The following is a 19,424-nucleotide window of genomic DNA, read 5'->3' as shown; positions in this document are numbered from 1 at the left end:
CTGTGCCCCGCCCACGCAATGGTTGGATTCGGGTCGTCTCAGCAGGGTGTCGCGGCGCCTTTGCGCGCGTACCACCACCAGGTCACGACGATGCAGCTCAGGTAAAAGCCGACGAACATGTAGAAGGCCATCTCCGGGCCGCCGGTCAGGGCCATCGAAGAACCGAAGGATTTGGGAATGAAGAACGCACCGAAGGCGCCCATGGCCGAACTGAAGCCCAGGACCGCGGCTGACTCTTTGCCGGCATTCTTCAGCGCTTGTTCGCGCACGGCGGGTGGTTTGCCGGCCGAGGCTTTTTCGTGCTGGGTGCGGAAGATCACCGGGATCATGCGGAAGGTGGAGCCGTTGCCGACACCGGTGGTAATGAACAGCAGCATGAACATGCCGAGGAAGCCGTAGAAGTTGCCGCCCGAACCGTTCTGCGGCAGGAAGTGCAACACGCCGAAGACCATCACGATCATCGCCACGAAGTTCCACAAGGTCACTTTCGCGCCGCCGAGCTTGTCCGCCAGCCAGCCGCCCAATGGGCGTACCAGCGCACCGACCAACGGGCCGAGGAAGGCAAATTTCAACGCGATGACATCAGGGAACGAGGTTTTGATCAGCAGCGGAAACGCGGCGGAGAAACCGATGAACGAACCGAACGTCGCCAGGTACAACCAGCACATCAGCCAGTTGTGTTTGCGTTTGAAGATCACCGCCTGCTCGCTGAAGGAAGCGCGGGCACTGGACAGGTCATTCATGCCGAACCAGGCCAGCACCGTCACCAGGACAATGAACGGCACCCAGATGAAGCCGGCATTCTGCAGCCACAACTGACCGCCATCCGGCAGTGCTTGCGGCGAACCGCCCATGAAACCGAACACACCGAAGGTAATCACCAGCGGTACACAGAACTGCATCACCGAGACGCCCAGGTTACCCAGCCCGGCATTGAGGCCAAGGGCCGTGCCCTGCTGCGACTTGGGGTAGAAGAAGCTGATGTTGGACATGCTCGAGGCGAAGTTGCCGCCACCGAAACCGCAGAGCAAGGCAATCAACACGAACACGCTGTAGGAGGTGCCCGGGTCCTGCACGGCGAAGCCCATCCAGATCGAGGGCAGCAACAGCGATGCGGTGCTCAGGGCAGTCCAGCGACGGCCACCGAAGATCGGCACCATAAAGGAATAGAAGACCCGCAAGGTCGCCCCGGACAACCCCGGCAATGCCGCCAGCCAGAACAGCTGGTCAGTGGTGAAGGTGAAACCGATGGCGTTCAAACGCACGATCACCGTGCTCCAGACCATCCACACCGCAAAGGCCAGCAGCAGCGCAGGAATGGAAATCCACAAGTTGCGCGTGGCGGTCTGTTTGCCGCTACTTCCCCAGAATGCTGGGTCCTCGGGGCGCCAGTCATGAATGACCGGGCCTTTGTCAGGCTTTTGCAGAACGGACATGTTCTTCTCCTAGGGCAATGCTGGAAATCGGGGACGGGGTCAGCAGCGGCGCTTTACCCAGCACCGCGCTTTTGCGTATCTCGCTGAAGTACATCCAGGTGAGGGAGACCCAGACCACGCCGTACATCAACATGAAGCAGGAAGAGCGCACACCGGTGAGGTCCACCAGGGCGCCGAACAGGATCGGCAGCACGAAACCGCCCAGGCCACCGGCGAGGCCGACGATGCCGGACACCGCACCCATGTTTTTCGGGTAGTCGTTGGCGATGTATTTGAAGACCGAGGCCTTGCCGAACGCGAAGGCGATGCCCATGACGAACAGCAGCACGGTGAACAGCGCAGGATTGAGGCCGATGTGGAAATCCACCGGGCCGTTGATCGTTTGCACTTGCAGTTGGGTCTGGGGATACGAGAGCAGGAACAGGCAGATCCAGCTGACCCACAACACCCACCAGGTCACGCTTTGCGCACCCCAGCGATCCGACAACCAGCCGCCGACGGCACGCAGCACACCGCCGGGCAGGGAAAAACAGGCCGCCAGCAGCGCCGCGCTTTGCAGGCTGAAACCGTATTCCTGCACGTAGTACTTGGTCATCCACAGCGCGAGGGCGACATAACCACCGAAGACGATCGAGTAGTACTGGCAGTAGCGCCACACCGCCGGGTCCTTCAGCGAGCTCAACTGCTCACGCAAGGTGGCGCCGGTGGCAATGCGGTGGTCCTTGTTTTCGGCGCTGAGGAACCAGAACAACAACGCGGTAATAAAGAGGATCGCGCTGAAGACTTTCGGCACCAGCTGCCAGCTACCGGCAGCGATCAGCGCCGGGGCGAGAAACTTGGTCACCGCGGCCCCGGCGTTACCGGCGCCGAAGATGCCCATCGCGAAGCCCTGATTCTCTTTGTCGAACCATTTGGCGACGTAGGCAATCCCGACCGAGAACGAACCGCCGGCCAGGCCGACGAACAAGCCCAGCACCAGGAACTGCCAGTAGGCGGTGGCGTGACTGATCAGGTACAGCGGCGCCACGCAGGCCAGCATCAGCAGGAAGAACACGCTGCGCCCGCCAAAGCGGTCGGTCAGCAGGCCCAGCGGCAGCCGCACCAGCGAGCCGGTCAGCACCGGGGTCGCGGCCAGCAGGCCGAACTGGGTTTCGTTGAGCTGGAGAAGGTCCTTGATCGGCACCCCGAGCACGGCAAACATCATCCAGACCATGAAACAGACAGTGAAGGCCAGCGTGCTCATGCCCAGCACCAAGCCTTGTCGTACACGCGGTGGGTTCACAAATGCTCTCCAATCAATTAGCCATGGCGGCAGACTAGAGAGGCCAACCCCGCAAAAACTTGATCCATGTCAACGAAGCCCAAGTGGGCATAGGCCTATGCTTGTGCGGTCTACCTCTAAGGAGGTAGTACAGGAAAACCCTAAAACCGTTGGTTTATCAGCGTCTTAAGGTTTTCCACCAAGGTTTTTGCTGACAAGGATCAGTCGACAACTCTTTAGAGGTAGCGCGCCCGGGATCGGCGGCAAAACCCATCCTGGAGCTGCACATGCTCGGTTTTCCTGATTTTTTCCCGGACCTGCGCTGATGGTGCGCTGGTTGCGCAGTTCCCTGCCCGCTCGCGCCGGGCTGGCGGTGATCCTGATCGCCGTGCTCGCCCTCGCCAGTTCGTTGAGCGCCGGACTGATCGCCTGGTTCAGCCAGGGCGATGCGGCCGCCATCAACACCGCAGGCTCGGTGCGCATGGAGACTTACCACCTGAGCTGGAAACTGGCTTCGGGTGCAACCGGCGAAGAAGTCATCGCCATCAGCGACAGCCTGCAAACCCGCCTCAACAGCCAGTCACTCAAGGCAGTGCTGGAAGATGGCCCGACCACCGCGCTGCAAATCAGCTACGGGCAAATCCAGCAACACTGGAACGAGGATTTGCGCCCTGCACTGGAGCGTGGCGATGCCGCCTATTTTCAAGTCCAGGCCCTGCCCTTCATTGAACAACTGAACCAGTTCGTCAACCTGTTGCAGCGCCAAAGCGAACAGAAGCAAGGCTGGCAACAAGTGATCCAGGGCCTGGCCCTGTTCACCACCCTGTTCGTCCTGCTGATTGGGCTCTACGAATTGCAGTACGGGGTCGTCATGCCCTTGAAAGAGTTGGTGGATGCGACCCAGCGCTTCCGTCGCGGCGATTTCAAGGTGCGGGTCAATCATCAGTCCCAGGACGAACTGGGTCAGTTGGCCACGAGCTTCAACGCCATGGCCGAGACGATCGAAGACTCGCATCGCACCCTTGAGAGTCAGGTCCAGCAAAAAACCCTGAACCTGCAACAAGCCAATGCCGCCCTCGAGTTGCTGTACCAAAGCAGTCGAAGCCTGGCCACACGCCTGGCCAATGCCGAAGGGCTGGATGAGTTGATCCGACGCTTCCAGCAACGCTTGCCCGGCTTACGCCTGTCGCTGTGCCTGCAAGGACAAATGCAGGCACCGGCCCAGCAGTTGCTCGCCCTCCACGGTGCGAACATCCGGGAAGTCTGCGCCAGCAGCGACTGCGCTACGTGTCAGAAGCACCATAAAGCCAGTCCGCAAACCTTCAGCATCAGCAACCAGGGCAGTGAACTGGGTGAACTCAAGGCGCACTTTGTCGACGGACATCCGACGCAAGCCTGGGAAACCCAACTGATCCAGGCCCTGGCCAACCTGATTGGCACCTCGCTGTCGCTCAAGCGTCAACGGGAACAGGATCATCGCCTGCTGTTGCTCGACGAACGCACGATCATCGCCCGCGAGCTGCACGACTCACTGGCCCAGGCCCTGTCCTACATGAAGCTGCAAGTCAGTCGCCTGCAGACCCTGATGCGCCGTGGCGAACCGGTCGAAACCCTGGAAAACGTCACCGCCGAACTGCGCGAGGGGTTGAACAATGCCTACCGCCAGTTACGCGAGTTGCTGACCACCTTTCGCTTGCAGATTCACGATGCGGGGCTGGTGCAGGAACTCAAGGACACCGCCGAGGAGTTCTCCCGTCGCGGCGAATTCCAGGTGCACTTGCACGTCGACGCGCTGGCCTTTCAGCTATCGGCCAGCGAGCAAATCCACATTTTGCAGATCACCCGCGAGGCGCTCTCCAACTGCCTGCGCCACGCCCATGCGCAGAACGCCTGGCTGCAACTGCGTCAGGACGGTGAAACCGTGAGGCTCATCGTCGAAGACGACGGGCGCGGCTTCAGCGGCAACGTCGACCAACGCGAACACCACGGCCTGAAAATCATGGATGAGCGGGCCCGCAGCTTGCACGGTCAACTCGAAATAGTCTCCAGGGAGCCGCAAGGCACCCGCGTCCAGATGGAATTCCAACCGGAGTTTCTCGGGCAGCAAACAGAAGGTAGCGTCACATGAACACCTCCCTGCAACACACCATCCTGTTGGTCGACGACCACCCGATGATGCGTCACGGCATCCGCCAGATGCTCGAACTCGAAGATGATTTCCTGATCGTCGGTGAAGCCAACAACGGTGAAGAAGCACTCAGTCTGATCGAGCCGCTGCAACCGGATCTGGTGTTGCTCGACAACAACATGCCGCTGATGAATGGCATTGAAACCCTGCGCCAATTACGGGCGATGCACTACACCGGCAAGGTGCTGCTGTTTACGGTCTCGGATGCCGAAGACGATATTCGCGACGCATTGCGTCTGGATGCCGACGGCTATCTGCTCAAGGACATGGAACCCGAGCTGTTGATTCAATACATCCGCAATGCCTTGAACGGCGAATTGGTGATCAGCCCGGGCCTCACCCAAGTCATGGCCCAGGCGCTGCGCTCACCGCAGCGCCAGACTGTGGTGGAACTGACCGAGCGTGAACGTCAGGTGCTGAAAACCATCGCCAGCGGCTTCAGCAACAAAGTCATCGGGCACAAGTTGGGCATCACCGAAGGCACGGTCAAGGTTCACGTGAAAAACCTGCTGCACAAACTTGGCTTACGCTCTCGGGTAGAGGCGGCTGTATGGGCCATGGAGCATCTGCGCAACGCGGGCTGACGGGCATGCCTCCTTGGAGGTAGGCCGGCAGAGGCATATTTCATTCGCCTCTTGCTCTCTACTATGACCGTCAGCGGAGGTACGCCATGCTGACCCACCCTTCCATCGTTTTAACGTTGCGTCGTCATCATCTGTTCAGCCAGTTGCCGGAGAAAATCTTCGAGGAAGTCTGCGGCCTGGCGATGCTCAAGCGCCTGGCCTGTCACAGCACACTCATGCGCCAAGGGGATCCGGCCAAGCGCTTTTTCCTGCTGGTCAGCGGCCAGATCAAGTTGTACCGGCTTACCGGCGAAGGCCAGGAAAACCTGGTGGAGATCATTCAGCCCGGCCAGACCTTTGCCGAAGCCTTGCTGTTCAGCCAGGCCCGTCTCTACCCGGTGAGCGCCACGGCGCTGAAGGACAGCGTGCTGGTGAGTATCGAGGGCAACCATTACCGCAACGCCCTCGAAGACCAGCCGAAAGTTTGCCTGGCGATCCTGGCGAGTATGAGTGTGCACCTGCACCTGCGTCTGCGCGACATCGACACCTTGACCATGGCCAGCGCGAGCAGGCGGGTGATCAATTTCCTGTTCCAGGAACGCAACCCGGTCAGCGGCTTGATTGTCTTGCAGGTGTCCAAACGCCTGGTGGCCTCGAAGCTGGGTATTCAGCCGGAAACCTTTTCGCGGATCTTGCACCGCCTGGTGGACAGCGGCCTGATCGCCATGGAACGGCGCAATATCAGCATCCTCGCCGAAGAGGATCTCGCGGCGTTCCAATAGACGGAATTGACCGCCGTCAATGCGCAATGCCACCGGCCTTGCACACTGAAGAAGTCCATCCATGGAGAGCGCTCATGTCCGGTTCAACCTTGCCCCTGATTTACTCCTGCTCAGGCTGCTCCAACGTTGCCCAACTGGCCAATACCCTGGCCGTGCGGCTCGATCGCAGCGGCCTGGCTGAAATGTCCTGCATCGTCGGGGTCGGCGGGCATGTGGCGGCGCTGGTTAACAAGGCACGTTCGGGACGGCGGATTTTTGCGCTGGATGGGTGTCCGTTGCAATGTGTTGAAAATTGCCTGAAGCAGCATGGTCTGCATGCTGATGTGCATTTGATTCTTAGCCATTATGGGTTGCGTAAGCGCTATGGCGAGGATTGCACGGAGGCGCAGGGGGATGAGTTGTTTGAAGGGATCAGGCAGTTGATTGCGAGTGATGCTCGGCAGAATCACGCCTCTGAACTGATGGTTTGAGGGCAACGCAGATCAAATGTGGGAGCGAGCCTGCTCGCGAAGGCGTCTTTTGGCTCAGTACATATCCATTTCTGCGGTAACGGCTGCTATTGGTTTCGCTTTTACAGCGAGTCACTTTGAAAAGCACAAAGTAACCAAACGCTCTTGCCCCTTTCGTTCGGTGCCTCGCCCAGGCTCGGCATGCCCTCGCTCCGGTCCTGCTCCGTGGGCCCGCCGCCATCGGCCATCCATGGCCGGGGGCGGCTAACCCGGCATCCATGCCGGGTTGCCCACTGCGCAGAACCTCCACTCGGCCTCTCGATGGGGCGGGCACCGCAAAAAAACACCGCGAGGCGGCCTACCGGCCGGCCTGTCTCTTCAAGCGTACGCATTTCCCCTGTGGGAGCGAGCCTGAACTGGTCAAGCAAATCCGGACACCGGTTACGGTGTTTATGCCGCTTTTTGCTCCATAGCTATTGGCGACAGGTAGTTGTTGTAGCTGTGGAGCCTAGTGCGGTTGTAGTACATGAAGAAGCGAACCATGTCGGTTTGTGCTTCTTCGGTGCTGCCGTAGCCTTTGCGAGGTACCCATTCCGACTTCAGCGTTCCGAAAAACCTCTCCGTCGGTGCGTTGTCCCAACATTGCCCACGATGGCTCATGCTCTGCAATATGCCATATCGCTCCAACTCCCCTTGAAACTTGCGGCTCGTGTATTGGCAGCCCTGATCAGAATGGAACATCAGCCCTGGCGCACCTTGTCGAAGGTCTGCTGCCATGCGCAGTGCTTTGCTGACCAAGTTGGCATCATTGATCAGGGAAAACGCCCAGCCAATGACACGCCGCGCAAACAAGTCGATCACGATTGCCAGGTGGCACCAGCGTTTTCCCACTAAAAGACTGGTTACATCGCCACACCAGACCTGGTTGATGGCCGCCGGCCTGAAGTTACGTTCGAGTCGATTAGGCGCAACAAAGGCTTCGACCCCCTTGGATCTGAATGGATGCGGTCGGCGCTGTTTGCTGACAATGTTGGCTTCCTTCATCAGCGACGCAGCGAGGCTTCTTCCTACTGGAAAATGCTCGGCCTTCAGGCGTTTGGAGATCATTCTGGAGCCCATACTTTCGCGGCTCTCAGCGTGTAGGTTGACCACCTGAGCCATAAGCTCTTCACGCCTGATTTTGGGGCGGGAGCGCCGCTGAATCCATTCATAGAAGCTACTGCGCTTGACGTTGAAAACACGACACAGCGTGGCGGTCGGATACGACGCTCTCAGCTCCGCTATCATCGAAAACGAGCGGGATCCGACATCAAGAGCGCGGTAGCCTTTTTTAAGATCTCGGCCTCCAACTCCATTTGCTTGATTTTGGCCTTCAGCTCCTGAATCTGACGCTGATCTTCGGTAATCGCTTTGGTGCCTTTTACCGGCTGGCCTTCGCGCTCCTTACGAACCTGTTCGACCCACCGCCGCAAAGCGGTAGGCCCAATGTCCAACGACGCGCAGACGTCTGGAACGGGACAATCATCATCAAGTACCATGCTGGCAGCACGCAGTTTGAACTCGCGCGAATAGACCTTTCTTTCGTTCATGGAGCCTCCAAGTTGGCGAAATCATATCGCCCTTAAGAGGTGTCCGGAATTATTAGGCCAGTTCAGCCTGCTCGCGATGAGGTCCTGTCAGTCGACATCAATGTTGAATGTAAGTCCGCCTTCGCGAGCAGGCTCGCTCCCACAGTTGGATTTTTGGCGGGCATGACATAAGTGTCCGCCGCCGATGACCTTCAGACATCAGGTCGGCTAGTAGGCCGCCTCGCTCTGGCTTTTGATCTTGATCTTGATCTTGATCTTGATCTGCCCCGTCGGAAGGCCGAGCGCAGGTTCTGCGCAGTGGGCACCGCGGCAAGGATGCCGCGGTAGCCGCCCCCGGCCATGGATGGCCGATGGCGGCGGGCCCACGGAGCAGGACCGGAGCGAGGGCATGCCGAGCCACAGCGAGGCACCGTACGTCAGGGGCCAAAGCGTTTTGGTTACTTTGGCGCTTTTCCAAAGTGACCCGCCGTAAGGGCGGAACCCTAAGCGGCCATTACCGCAAGAATGGATATGTACCCCAACCAAAAACACAGCTCGGCTAACCGGCCGCCAACCCCTTCCCTGCCCGCTCCAGATTGCGCCACAACCAAACAGGCAGAACATCAGGATCCAGACTGTCGATCAAATTCTTCAGCGCCAACCCCAACTCCGTATCACCCTCAATCACCAAACGCCTGCGAAAGAACAACGTATCCGGATCTTCCTGACGACTCGCCAACAATAAAAACTCACGCCAGTTACCGCTGATCGTCACATGCGCCGTGGCACGTTCAGCAATTCGCAACCCTTGACGGGTCAGCGTCAGGAACCAGGACAACCCCAAATCCGGAATCCGCAAGCACAACCAACGCCCCCGCAAAACCTCGAACTCGCCATCGCGCAACGGCTCGGCAAGGCAACGATTCAGCGCCTGCTGCAACGCCAGTCGCTGCACGGCAAAAGGCACCCGACGCACCAACGGCAACAACCGGTCGGCACCTTTCAACAACCACTTTTTACGATTCAACACAGTCCGACCTCCTCGACGCGCAACATCCCGGCCTGGCCATGCCAGTAACCGTTGCAACCGTCGACAAACAGCGGCGGCGTCTCGCCCAGACGAACCCGTTGATAGGCAGCAATAACCTCGGCCATGCCCTGAGCGCGAGGGCTCAGGCGCAACAAATCGGCGCCACAGGCCAACAGCCCGGTGTAATCCGCCAGCAGATTGGTCACCTCCGCCGACATCGTTTGAATACCGTTAATGGTGAACAACGCCTGCCCTTCCTGACTGGTCAGCGGCAGGCCGTCAGGGTAGTTGAGGCAGCAAAACCGGCAGTCGTCCTTGGGCAAGTTTTCCGCCCGGGCCGTGAAACAGCGTGCGGAATAGGCCAAGGGCAAACGCCCATAAGCAAAGATCTCGACTTCCGGCACCTCACGGCCCAGTTCGCGCACCTGCTCAAGCACATCGCCAATCAGCGCCGCCGAGCATTCCACCGGCGGCACCCAACGGGTCATCCCGCAGTCCAGCAGTTGCGCGAGCGTATGACCGTTGTACAAATTCAGCGCCGGACCGCCCACAAACGGCAACTTGCGCTCGGCCAAAAACTGCACCGCCCCCATGTCGTTGGCCTCCACCAGCAATTGGCCGTTGTCGCAGAGCCGACGCAGGCTGGACAGTTCGGAGGCCGCTTCGATCAGCGTCAGGCTGGAGATCACCAACTGTGCCTGGCTGCATTCCTGCAACTCGCGCCCCAGACCCAGCCATTGATCCAGTGAAAAGGCCCGGCGTTTCGAACACACGGTTTCACCCAGATAAATCACATCCAGGGGCAAGGCCGACATCTCGGCGTAAAAGTTGCTGAGTTGCTCTTTGTCCCAATAAAACAGGACCGGTCCAAGGCTGAGCTTCATGTCGCCTCCCTCATTGCCATGATCGATGATAAGCACCCAGGGTGGTCTGGCTGCCTTCGGACAAACCGGCCAGCACCCGACGCCATTCCTCCTTGACCCGAAAACTGCCCGGCGAGCCACGGTGGGCATCCAGTGCCGCGCGCCAGACTCGGGTGACTTGTTCGACATAGGCCGGGCTGCGCTGCCGGCCTTCGATTTTTACTGCTTCAACGCCGATGGCCGTCAATTCCGGCAGCAAGTCCAGGGTGTCGAGGCTGGTGGGCTCTTCCAGCGCATGAAAACGCTTGCCGCCGACCAGGAAACGGCCTTTGCACAGGGTCGGGTAACCGGCGGGTTCGTCAGGTGTGTAGCGGTCGATCAGCACTTCACTGAGCCGTGCGCTCAAGCCTTCAGCGTCTTCGCTCCAGCGCACCGCTTTGGCCGGCGAACAAACGCCACAGAGGTTCGGCGACTCGCCTGTGATGTAAGAAGACAGATGGCAGCGCCCTTCAGCCATGATGCACAAGCTGCCGAAGCCAAACACTTCGATGGGCACCGGGCTGCTCGCGGCGACCTGGCGCACTTGCGCCAACGACAATACTCGCGGCAGCACCGCGCGACGAATCCCGTAGCGTTGCGCATAAAACTCCAACGCCGCGGCATGGGTCGCCGAGCCTTGGACCGACAGGTGCAACGCCAATTGCGGATGCCGCTGGCTGGCGTAGTTGAGTACCCCGGGATCGGCGGCGATCAACGCATCCACGCCGAAATCGGCGGCGCGATCGACTGCGCGCTGCCAGCGCTCCCAACCCTTGGGTTGCGGGTAGGTGTTGACCGCGACGTAGAGTTTGCGTTGATGCTGGCGGATGTGGGCGACCGCGGCGTCGAACTGTTTGTCGTCCATGTTCAGCCCCGCGAAATGCCGGGCATTGGTGTCATCGCGAAAACCAACATAAACGGCATCGGCGCCTTGGCGCACCGCCGCTTTTAGCGCAGGCAGGTTCCCTGCCGGGCAGACCAGTTGCATGGGTAATCCTCATGGAAAAACGCGCTGCCAGTCTAGCGAGACCGGCAGGCAGAGCCTTGACGGCAATCAATTGCCATCAATGCATCAGGTCGGCGAAGGACAGGAACATCACGTTGTCGTGCTTGAGCACTTGCTGCTCGCACTCGATCACCGCCAGCCCGTCGGCCCAACACGCGGCGGTCAACATCGCCGAACTTTGCTGAGGGTGCAGCTCCACGCTCAACTGGCCGTCAGCACCCGGCGTCAACCGTGCCCGCAGGTACTGCCGACGCTTGTTACGCTGCAACCAGTCGAACCCGGCGGGAACGGCCATTGGCACCGGCAACACGTCTTTCACGCCTTGAGCCCTGAGCAGGAACGGACGCACCACCACCAACGCGGTAATCAGCGCCGCCGAAGGATTGCCCGGCATGCCGATCCAGGGTTTGCCGGCCACTTCGCCGAAGGCCAGCGGTTTACCCGGCTGAATGGCCAGCCGCCAGAAGTCCAGGCTGCCGAGTTCCTCGATGGCCTGTTTGAGGTGATCTTCCTCGCCCACCGAGACGCCACCGGAACTCAACAACAGGTCGCATTCCGAGGACGCCAGGCTCAAGGCATGCCGGCTGGCCGCCAACTCATCGGCCATGACGCCATAGTCGTGCACCTCGACGCCCCAACCGCTCAACAACGCCGCGAGGCAGTAACGATTGCTGTTGTAAATCTGCCCCGGCGCCAATGGATCGCCCGGTTCACGCAGTTCATTGCCGCTGCTGAGCAAACACACCTGCAACGGGCGGTAGACCTCGACCCGCGCGATGCCAGCGCCGGCCAGCAACCCCACTTCCTGCGCACGCAGGCGTTTACCGGCCTGGAGCAACAGGTCTCCCCGGCGAACCTCCTCACCTTCCTTGCGCACGTGATCGCCAGCGCTTACGGGCGGGAACCAGACACGCTCGCCGTCGATCCGGCAGCGTTCCTGCGGCACCACGGTGTCGGCACCCGGTGGCAATGGCGCACCGGTAAAAATCTGTACTGCCTGCTGCGCGAGCAACGGCGAGCACGCCTGATCCCCCGCCGCAATTCGTCCGCCAATCGACAAATAGCCCCCGTCCGGTGGCAGGTCAGCGGCCCTGAGGGCGTAACCGTCCATGGCACTGTTGTCCCAGGCCGGCAGGTTGACGGGGGAATGAATGTCCGCCGCCAGCACCCGCCCCAAGGCTTGATCCAGACCGATCTTTTGCGCCAGGGGCGGCGGCGGTGCCTGGTCCAGCAGACGGCTGATGGCCTCGTCCACCGGCATCAGATTGCCGAGGTCGCACACCCGGCCGGTCATGAGCGTGACTCACAGGCGTCGATGACCCGCTGTGCTTGCGGTTTCAAATGCGGGGCGAAATTGCACGGGCCGGTGCGGCTGTCCAATTGTTCGAGCAGGATCTGGTTCCAGGCAGTTCGACACGCACCCGGCGAGCCCGGCACGCAGCACACCAGCACGCCGTTACTCATCCCGGCCAATGCCCGGGATTGCAGACTGGACATGCCGATCTCCGCCAGGGACACCTGACGAAACAGTTCACCGAAGCCTTCCACGTGTTTGTCCAGCAATGGCAAAACCGCTTGCGGAGTGTTGTCGCGCGCGGTGAAACCGGTGCCGCCGGTCATCAGTATCACTTGAACCTGAGGGTCGGCGATCCAGTGGGAGACCTTGGCGCGGATCTGATAAATGTCGTCCTTGACCAGGTCACGGTCGATCAATACATGCCCGGCCGTTTGCAGCAAATCCGTCAGGGTCTGCCCCGAGGTGTCGGTGTCAAAGGTGCGCGTATCGCTGATGGTCAGCACGGCAATGTTCAAGGGTTCAAACGTGCGTTGCGCCAGATGGGCCATATCCAAGCCTTCCCGTGTATGAGGGTATGGGATAAAGCCTGAACCGGAATCCCCGGTGAGCCTATTCCTCCAAGGAGGTACCTCCACGGGGACATATGAAGAACGTGTAGGCCACGCAAAACCTGTGGGAGCGAGCCTGCTCGCGATAGCGGTTTGTCAGGCAACATTGATGTCGACTGATCCACCGCTATCGCGAGCAGGCTCGCTCCCACATTGTTCTCTATCGCTGCGCGTTCTGCGGTCTCAAGGCGCCAGGCGGTTTCGCTGCCACACGCCATCACACAACCGGTAATCAAGACGATCATGCAAGCGGTCGGCACGCCCCTGCCAGAACTCCAGACGCTCAGGGTGCAGGCAGTAGCCGCCCCAATGCTCGGGCCGCGGCACGGTCTTGCCGGCAAAACGTTGGGTGGTTTGTAGCAGCAGCGACTCAAGCTCGGCGCGATTGGCCAACGGCCGGCTTTGCGGTGAAGCCCAGGCGCCCAGGCGACTGTCTTGTGAGCGGGAATCGTAGTACGCATCCGACAGCGTCGGGTCGAGCCTGGAGACCTGGCCTTCGATACGCACCTGACGCTCCAGCCCCGGCCAGAAAAAGGTCATGGCGGCATGCGGGTTAACGGCCAGTTGCTGGCCCTTGTCACTCTGGTAATTGCCGAAAAATGTGAAGCCTTCATCGCTCAAACCCTTGAGCAGCAGGACCCGGCAGTGCGGGCGACCTTCACTGTCGACCGTCGCCAACACCATGCTGTTGGCTTCGACAGGCGCGCGCTCGGTGTCGCGGGCCAGTTGCAGCCATTGCCGGAACATCGCCATCGGGTCGTCCAGCGCCGACTCGTCTTGCAGGCCAAACAGGGTGTAGTTGCGGCGCATCTGTGCCAGGGAAAGGGGCATGACGGTGATCTCCAAAAAGGTTCTGCCCAGTGTGCAAGACACAGCGCAACAGCACCTTGACCACCATCAACCTTATTTGAGACGCAGACGCCGAGCCAGTTTGTGCAGGTTGCTGGGATCGACTTCCAGAATCCGCGCGGCGCTGGCCCAGTTCTCCCCGGACAGGCTCAACGCCTGGAGAATCTTCTTGCGCTGGTAATCGTCGACCGCTTCACCTAAAGGCTGGAACGGCTCATCAGCCATAACGTCCAGGGGACTTTCGACGACCGCGCCCTGCCCGCCCATGGCACTGTCGAGGTCCAGAATCTCGGGTTCCAGCGTCATAATCAGGGTGCGACTGGTGCCGCGACTGAGCTGCTTCAACGCGGCTCGACTGATCACATGCTCCAGCTCGCGCACGTTGCCCGGCCAGCTGTACGTCAACAGCGCCCGCTCGGCCGCCGGCGACAGACGCAAGCCGCGCAGACCGAGCCGCGCCCGATTGAGCTCAAGGAAATGCCCGGCCAGCATCAATACATCATTACCTCGCTCGCGCAGCGGCGGAATCGGCACCGGGTACACCGAGAGCCGGTGATACAGATCGGCCCGAAACAAGCCGTCGCGGATGCTGTCCGGCAGGTGCCGGTTGGTCGCGGCGATGATGCGCACATCGACATGCAACGGCTTGTCGGCGCCGAGGCGCTGGATCTCGCCGTTCTGCAGGGTGCGCAGCAACTTCGCTTGCACGGCCAATGGCAATTCACCGACTTCATCGAGAAACAGCGTGCCACCGTTGGCCGCATCGAAACGTCCGGCACGGTCACTGGTGGCGCCGGAAAACGCGCCTTTGACATGGCCGAACAATTCACTCTCTGCCAGAGACTCCGGCAAGGCGGCGCAGTTGACCTGCACCAGCGGCTTATGACTGCGGCGCGACAGACGATGCAAGCGCCGCGCGAACAGTTCTTTGCCGACGCCGGTCTCGCCCAGCAGCAACACTGGCAGCTCGGAATCGGCCAGTACGTCCAGTTCATTGAGCAACTGATGCAGCACCTCACTCTGCCCGAGGATTTCGCCTTCATCAGCCGGCCGTCGCACGTCTTGAATATCGCTGCGGGACAAGCGCAGGCTGCGGTTTTCCTGCTCGAGCCGGGTGACTCGCACGGCGGCTTCGATCTGCAAGGTGCAGCGCTTGAGCTCTTCCCGGGCACGGCTGTCGAAAGTCCCGGCGTGCAGTGCATCGAGGGTGATCGCGCCCCAGATCCGCCCCTCCACATATAGGCTCACGCCCATGCAGTCGTGCACTGGCATCGGTTCGCCAGCGTGATTGTCGAGCAAGCCGTCATAAGGATCCGGCAGGCGACTGTCGGGCTCGAACCAGGTGGGTTCGCGCGACGCCATGATCGCCGCCAGGCGCGGATGCTGGGCGATGACAAACCGGCGCCCCAACGCTTCATGCACCAGCCCCACCGTCGCAACCGGCCTCAGACTGTCGTCATCCAGACGCAGCAAACCCACGGCGCCACTGTTGAAGTACTCGCGCAGGGTCTGGACCAATCGTTGCAACCGCACAGCATTGGGCAACTCGACAATCAGGTCGGCCGCCAGGCTTTCACGCAGCATGGTAGTTTTTACCCTCTATGGTTGGATTCACCCTAAAGCGTCCGGGTGTCTATCACCACAACTAAAAATTAAGCTATATTTTTCAATACGTTAAATATGGCATGCCGGATGCAATGAGCCTGGGGAACCGTTGAAATCCAAACAAGGAACCCCTGATGAGCCTGACTCTATTGGAACAAAGCCTCGGCCAACTGGCCTGCGACATTCCCGGCGCCACGCGGATTTTTCACACCTTCAAACTGGACTTCTGTTGTGGCGGGCATAAAAGCCTGCGTGAAGCGGCCGCTGGCAAAGACCTCGATCCGGCCCTGATTGCCGATGCGCTGCACCGGCTGCAAGACACCGGCGAAACCCAACACGACTGGCGCAACGAACCGTCGGAGCTGTTGATCGCCCACCTTCTGGCGCGCTACCACGCCCGTCATCGCGAGCAACTGCCGGAACTGATCCGCCTGGCCCGCCGCGTTGAGCAGGTCCATGGTGCGCGCAGCAGCTGTCCCAACGGCCTGGCCGATCTGCTGACCGACATGCAACAGGAACTCGAAGGCCACATGCTCAAGGAAGAACAAGTGCTGTTCCCGATGCTGCAACAGGGCATCGGACCTCAGGCCGCGCCGCCGATCCAGGTGCTGCGCTTTGAACATGATCAACATGGCGAAGCATTGGAGAGGCTGCTCGCGCTGACCAACAACATCACCCCGCCGGCCGATGCCTGTAACACCTGGCGTGCCCTTTATCGTGGGCTGCTGGAGTTTCGTGATGACCTGATGCAACACATCCATCTGGAGAACAACGTGTTGTTTGTTAATGCCTTGAACCGTCGTCATTGATCGATTGCCGCTCACACCCGACCCGCGCCAGCCCACCGGTTGACGCGGGTTTTGTCTGTCAGGGACGGCGGACGATCAACCGTGCCAATAGAACATCGCCTTGGCCAGGATCACGATCAACACCATGTGCCCGAGGATACTGCGGCGAATCCAGCTGGCGCGGGTCGTGGTCAGTCGTGCGCTTTTCAGCCAGTACGCCAGCAGGAAGTAATGGCCGATGATGCTCAGCGCCAGGACGATCTTCAGGCTCAGCAACGTGCCAAAACTGCTGGCCAGCGGCTGACTCAATACGCCACGGTGCTGCCACGCCAGGCTGATACCGGCGCCATACAACAGCAACACCACGCCATGCAGCACCTTGCGCGAGCGCACTGCAATCGCTTGATCTGCGCTCGTTTGCGCGGTATCCGCCAACTGCTGACGGGCGCGATGCCAGATCACCACCTCGAAAAACAGCGTGCCGATGAAGGCAATCGCCGCCAGCAAGTGGGTGACCAGTAAAAAGGGATATAACACCGGCAGCCTCCATCAGTTCACGTGGTTAGCCCGGATGACCGTCCACCCGGGCCCGCAGCAGCATCGGCCCGTAGCGCCAGGCGTACAGCGCAAACGCCAGCGCCCAGCACAGACCGGCCAGCCACAACGCAGGCAGGGGAAAGAACAGGATCAACACGACCCGGCTCAGACAGGCCAGGTTGAGCAAAATGAACGCCAACGTCATGCCCGACGGCGGCTCCAGCGCTCGGCCGGTATGCCCCAGGCTGACCCGGGCGATCATCGCCAGCACCAGGCCGCCCATCGCACCTATCGTCAGGCAATGCACCGCCAGACTCGGGTTGATCGGCACACCGAAATGCCACAGCGCCATGCCGAGACAGGCCACCGCCAACCAGGCATACGCCAGGTACAACGACCACAACAACGGCACTCGCCAGAGGGCGCGATCATGCCAGCGAACCAGACGCACCAGATGCCCGGCGGCCAACACGGCAAACAACAGGCCCACCCAGAGATTGGGATCAAGCGCAGGTCCGGCGGCATACAACAACGCCACAAGAGGAGAACCAATCAGCAGCAGCCAATCCAGCCAAGACCAAGGGGTAACGCCATCGACCTTGCCGAGGCCGCGCTGGATGAAAAACGGAATGACCCGCCCGCCGATCAAGCCCATCATCGCCGCCACCAGCCAGAGGCCGGTCAGCACGCCTTGACGCTGCCAGCCTTCATGACCTTCGACCAGACCGTACAGGGACAACCCGTCGGCCGCCGCTAACAACAACAGCACCACCGCAATCGGGTAGTTACGTTTCTGGCGCACCTTCCACAAGGTGAAACCCATGAGCGCGGCCACCGCCAGCGGGAACGCCAACTCCAGCACCGCAAGCACCGGCCACGGTGCATTGACCAGCCAGGCCACGCGCGCCAACAACCACAGCAACGCCAGCGCGGCCAGGGGTCGCCCGCTGAGGCCGGGACGACCGGTCCAGGTCTGCACGGCCGTCAGCAGAAAGCCCGCAATGATCGCCAAGCCGAACCCGAACAACAATTCGTGTCGATGCCAGCCCAGCCAGCCACCCGCCGGCTGCCAGCCGGAAAGCGCACCACTGAAGGCGGTCAGCCAGAGCGGAATGACCAGCACCGCCAACAGGCAGCCTGCGAGGAAAAATGGCCGAAAGGCCAAACGTAACAGCGGCGCGATGGCCATCGCTTTACGGCGGTCGAGCACTTGCATAAAGCCACTCCTTTACCTTGCTACATGGGGCAATCATCGGGTATTGGCGATCAATTGCCTTTGTCGCAGATCAAGTGTGCAAGGGGCGTGCCCCGTTGCCGATCCGCGCCGGTAGCAAGCCTCGCGTGCCGCCGATGAAAACCATTCAGGGTACAAATGACCATTTAAGGGTTATTTAAACCCTATACCTCGTGGTTATTTTCACCCTCTTATCTGAGAACCCTAATAAACAAGGGCCTCCAGGCATGGCCCGCGTCTTGCTCAAGCTTTCAGCAATCAAAGAAACCTTGATCCCTCTCGATCCCCAGGAGTCGTCATGAAAAAAGTCATCCAGCCACTGGCCTGGTTTGTGGTGTTGACCTCGGTTCTGGCGTTGGCCAGCGGCGTCTCGCTGGGCCTCGTTTGACTTGATCGCCACCCCCTCCTCAATCTTCAGGATGAATTCTTATGGTGCTTCATCGCGTCCATCACCAGATTCTGCGCAGTCATCACTTGTTCGAGCCGTTGAACGAAGAACAGCTGGATGAATTGATGAGTACCAGCCACTTGCTCAGCATCGACAAGGGCGAACCGTTGTTCCGCCAGGGCGAGCCGGCAGACTCGTTCTATTTCGTGATTGCCGGGGCGGTGAAAATCTACCGCCTGACACCGGATGGGCAGGAGAAAGTGTTTGAGGTGATCGGCGATCGGCAAACCTTCGCCGAGGCGATGATGCTGATGGACACCCCGAACTATGTGGCCTCGGCCGAAGCGATCTGCCCGACTCAGCTCTATCGGTTATCCAACAACACCTACATGCGCCTGCTGCAGAGCAATAGCCGCCTGACCTTTGCGCTGCTCGGCAAGCTCTGCGTTCGCCTGCACCAACGGGTCAACGAAATCGAAACCCTGTCCCTGAAAAACGCCACCCACCGGGTCGTGCGCTATCTGCTGACGCAACTGGTGCGCCAGCAAACCGTTGACAGCCAATTCGAACTGCCGATGGCCAAGCAACTGATTGCCGGGCATCTGTCGATCCAGCCGGAAACCTTTTCGCGGATCATCCGTCGCCTGATCGATGAAAAAATCATCACCCAGGACGGCCGCCAGATTGCCATTCTCGATCGTTTGCGCCTGGAACAGTTCGAGTGAGTGCCATGCCCGTCTGTTTGTATTGCCAACACGCCAATCCCGCAGAAGAAACCGAGTGCCGCCAATGCGGCATGCCCCTGCCGGCATTGGCTGCACAGGCGGGGGAACGCCGGCTGCGTCAATTCATGTGGTTCTGCATCGGCCTGACGATCTTCTGCGTGACGATGTTTTTCTGGCTGCCACGCAGCATCAGTTGATGCTGCGTTTC

20 protein-coding genes are annotated in these 19,424 nt (G+C 60.2%); 7 read left to right on the top strand and 13 right to left on the bottom strand.

Features of this window, described 5'->3' with window-relative positions; translation table 11 throughout:
* Window positions 1-38: 38 nt before the first annotated feature.
* Both ACYZTZ_RS11295 and ACYZTZ_RS11290 read right to left on the bottom strand, forming a co-directional pair.
* Window positions 39-1,436: a NarK family nitrate/nitrite MFS transporter gene (locus ACYZTZ_RS11295; RefSeq protein ID WP_461998235.1), complete on the bottom strand. Its 1,398-nt coding sequence runs from the start codon at window positions 1,434-1,436 to the stop codon at window positions 39-41.
* On the bottom strand, window positions 1,414-2,718 hold the full coding sequence (locus ACYZTZ_RS11290) for an MFS transporter (RefSeq protein WP_461998234.1): 1,305 nt from the start codon (window positions 2,716-2,718) through the stop codon (window positions 1,414-1,416). Before ACYZTZ_RS11290 ends, ACYZTZ_RS11295 begins: the two co-directional genes overlap by 23 nt.
* 304 nt (window positions 2,719-3,022) lie before the next feature.
* On the opposite strand from ACYZTZ_RS11290, the gene ACYZTZ_RS11285 reads away from it, so the two are divergent.
* From ACYZTZ_RS11285 to ACYZTZ_RS11270, 4 genes are all read left to right on the top strand, one after another.
* Window positions 3,023-4,825, top strand: coding sequence for a HAMP domain-containing protein (locus ACYZTZ_RS11285; RefSeq protein ID WP_461998233.1), 1,803 nt, complete (start codon window positions 3,023-3,025; stop codon window positions 4,823-4,825).
* Window positions 4,822-5,469: a two-component system response regulator NarL gene (gene narL / locus ACYZTZ_RS11280; RefSeq protein WP_461998232.1), complete on the top strand. Its 648-nt coding sequence runs from the start codon at window positions 4,822-4,824 to the stop codon at window positions 5,467-5,469. The genes ACYZTZ_RS11285 and narL overlap by 4 nt, the downstream gene beginning before the upstream one ends.
* A gap of 86 nt (window positions 5,470-5,555) precedes the next feature.
* Window positions 5,556-6,230, top strand: coding sequence for a Crp/Fnr family transcriptional regulator (locus tag ACYZTZ_RS11275; RefSeq protein WP_461998231.1), 675 nt, complete (start codon window positions 5,556-5,558; stop codon window positions 6,228-6,230).
* Window positions 6,231-6,304: 74 nt separating this feature from the next.
* Window positions 6,305-6,700 carry a putative zinc-binding protein gene (locus ACYZTZ_RS11270; protein ID WP_461998230.1) on the top strand — a complete coding sequence of 132 codons (396 nt, stop codon included), beginning with the start codon at window positions 6,305-6,307 and terminating at the stop codon, window positions 6,698-6,700.
* 429 nt (window positions 6,701-7,129) lie between these two features.
* Here ACYZTZ_RS11270 and ACYZTZ_RS11265 read toward each other — a convergent pair whose 3' ends face one another.
* From ACYZTZ_RS11265 to norR, 9 genes are all read right to left on the bottom strand, one after another.
* Window positions 7,130-7,966 carry an IS3 family transposase gene (locus tag ACYZTZ_RS11265; protein ID WP_056742309.1) on the bottom strand — a complete coding sequence of 279 codons (837 nt, stop codon included), beginning with the start codon at window positions 7,964-7,966 and terminating at the stop codon, window positions 7,130-7,132.
* Window positions 7,963-8,268: a transposase gene (locus ACYZTZ_RS11260; protein ID WP_056742306.1), complete on the bottom strand. Its 306-nt coding sequence runs from the start codon at window positions 8,266-8,268 to the stop codon at window positions 7,963-7,965. The genes ACYZTZ_RS11265 and ACYZTZ_RS11260 overlap by 4 nt, the downstream gene beginning before the upstream one ends.
* Before the next feature lie 538 nt (window positions 8,269-8,806).
* On the bottom strand, window positions 8,807-9,277 hold the full coding sequence (gene ubiT / locus ACYZTZ_RS11255; protein WP_461998229.1) for a ubiquinone anaerobic biosynthesis accessory factor UbiT: 471 nt from the start codon (window positions 9,275-9,277) through the stop codon (window positions 8,807-8,809).
* Window positions 9,271-10,161, bottom strand: a complete 891-nt coding sequence (locus ACYZTZ_RS11250) for a U32 family peptidase (protein WP_461998228.1) — start codon at window positions 10,159-10,161, stop codon at window positions 9,271-9,273. Before ACYZTZ_RS11250 ends, ubiT begins: the two co-directional genes overlap by 7 nt.
* A gap of 10 nt (window positions 10,162-10,171) precedes the next feature.
* Window positions 10,172-11,167, bottom strand: a complete 996-nt coding sequence (gene ubiU / locus ACYZTZ_RS11245; protein WP_150655791.1) for a ubiquinone anaerobic biosynthesis protein UbiU — start codon at window positions 11,165-11,167, stop codon at window positions 10,172-10,174.
* Between the two features lie 76 nt (window positions 11,168-11,243).
* Window positions 11,244-12,479, bottom strand: coding sequence for a molybdopterin molybdotransferase MoeA (locus ACYZTZ_RS11240; RefSeq protein WP_461998227.1), 1,236 nt, complete (start codon window positions 12,477-12,479; stop codon window positions 11,244-11,246).
* On the bottom strand, window positions 12,476-13,030 hold the full coding sequence (gene moaB / locus ACYZTZ_RS11235) for a molybdenum cofactor biosynthesis protein B (protein ID WP_046046532.1): 555 nt from the start codon (window positions 13,028-13,030) through the stop codon (window positions 12,476-12,478). The genes ACYZTZ_RS11240 and moaB overlap by 4 nt, the downstream gene beginning before the upstream one ends.
* A 243-nt stretch (window positions 13,031-13,273) precedes the next feature.
* Window positions 13,274-13,921 (bottom strand): pyridoxamine 5'-phosphate oxidase, encoded by a 648-nt coding sequence (gene pdxH, locus ACYZTZ_RS11230; RefSeq protein ID WP_461998226.1) that lies wholly within the window; start codon window positions 13,919-13,921, stop codon window positions 13,274-13,276.
* A gap of 72 nt (window positions 13,922-13,993) precedes the next feature.
* Window positions 13,994-15,523 (bottom strand): nitric oxide reductase transcriptional regulator NorR, encoded by a 1,530-nt coding sequence (gene norR, locus ACYZTZ_RS11225; RefSeq protein WP_056739464.1) that lies wholly within the window; start codon window positions 15,521-15,523, stop codon window positions 13,994-13,996.
* A 155-nt stretch (window positions 15,524-15,678) separates the two neighbouring features.
* Between norR and ytfE the strand changes: the two genes are divergently transcribed.
* Entirely contained in the window at window positions 15,679-16,353 is a 675-nt protein-coding gene (ytfE, locus tag ACYZTZ_RS11220) for an iron-sulfur cluster repair protein YtfE (protein ID WP_056739463.1), read from the top strand.
* Between the two features lie 75 nt (window positions 16,354-16,428).
* Here the strand turns inward: ytfE and ACYZTZ_RS11215 are convergent, their stop codons facing one another.
* Together ACYZTZ_RS11215 and ACYZTZ_RS11210 are read right to left on the bottom strand one after the other, a co-directional pair.
* Window positions 16,429-16,869, bottom strand: coding sequence for a CopD family copper resistance protein (locus tag ACYZTZ_RS11215; RefSeq protein WP_461998225.1), 441 nt, complete (start codon window positions 16,867-16,869; stop codon window positions 16,429-16,431).
* Between the two features lie 25 nt (window positions 16,870-16,894).
* Window positions 16,895-18,085 (bottom strand): NnrS family protein, encoded by a 1,191-nt coding sequence (locus ACYZTZ_RS11210; protein ID WP_461998224.1) that lies wholly within the window; start codon window positions 18,083-18,085, stop codon window positions 16,895-16,897.
* 447 nt (window positions 18,086-18,532) lie between these two features.
* Between ACYZTZ_RS11210 and ACYZTZ_RS11205 the strand changes: the two genes are divergently transcribed.
* Together ACYZTZ_RS11205 and ACYZTZ_RS11200 are read left to right on the top strand one after the other, a co-directional pair.
* Window positions 18,533-19,216 (top strand): Crp/Fnr family transcriptional regulator, encoded by a 684-nt coding sequence (locus ACYZTZ_RS11205; RefSeq protein ID WP_046046537.1) that lies wholly within the window; start codon window positions 18,533-18,535, stop codon window positions 19,214-19,216.
* Window positions 19,213-19,413, top strand: a complete 201-nt coding sequence (locus tag ACYZTZ_RS11200) for a protein DnrP (protein ID WP_461998223.1) — start codon at window positions 19,213-19,215, stop codon at window positions 19,411-19,413. Before ACYZTZ_RS11205 ends, ACYZTZ_RS11200 begins: the two co-directional genes overlap by 4 nt.
* Window positions 19,414-19,424: the final 11 nt, after the last annotated feature.

This window comes from Pseudomonas sp. LB3P58, from assembly GCF_054897895.1.
The sequence above is the reverse complement of the archived record's forward strand: the minus strand, read 5'-3'. Positions and strand labels throughout refer to the sequence as shown.